General features: G+C 54.3%; 1 protein-coding gene. It reads right to left on the bottom strand.

Translation table 11 applies throughout. The annotated features are described in order from the left end of the window. The coding region (locus PsWM33_RS20990) for a phage major capsid protein (protein WP_193778436.1) at positions 1–230 on the bottom strand (230 nt) is incomplete at both ends.

Genomic DNA, 230 nt, shown 5'->3' with positions numbered 1-230 from the left:
AGTTAATGCCAGTGGTGGCAGCGATCCCCTTTGGAGTTTCACCAGAGCCGTCACTGTGCAGCGCCGCCCGGCTGATCTCCAAACCAATCACCCGCGCCAGATCATCACGCACCATAGCTTCCACATCCAGCGAGGATTGAATGAGAAGTCTTCGGGAATAATCCGTAAACGCACCCAGAGTGTGCGGGCTTAGTTCGATCTGATCAAAAGCCTCTGCGCTTTTGGTCACA

It is taken from the genome of Pseudovibrio sp. WM33 (assembly GCF_001623165.1).
Classification (GTDB): Bacteria; Pseudomonadota; Alphaproteobacteria; order Rhizobiales; family Stappiaceae; genus Pseudovibrio.
This window is presented reverse-complemented; position numbering and strand designations above follow the sequence as displayed.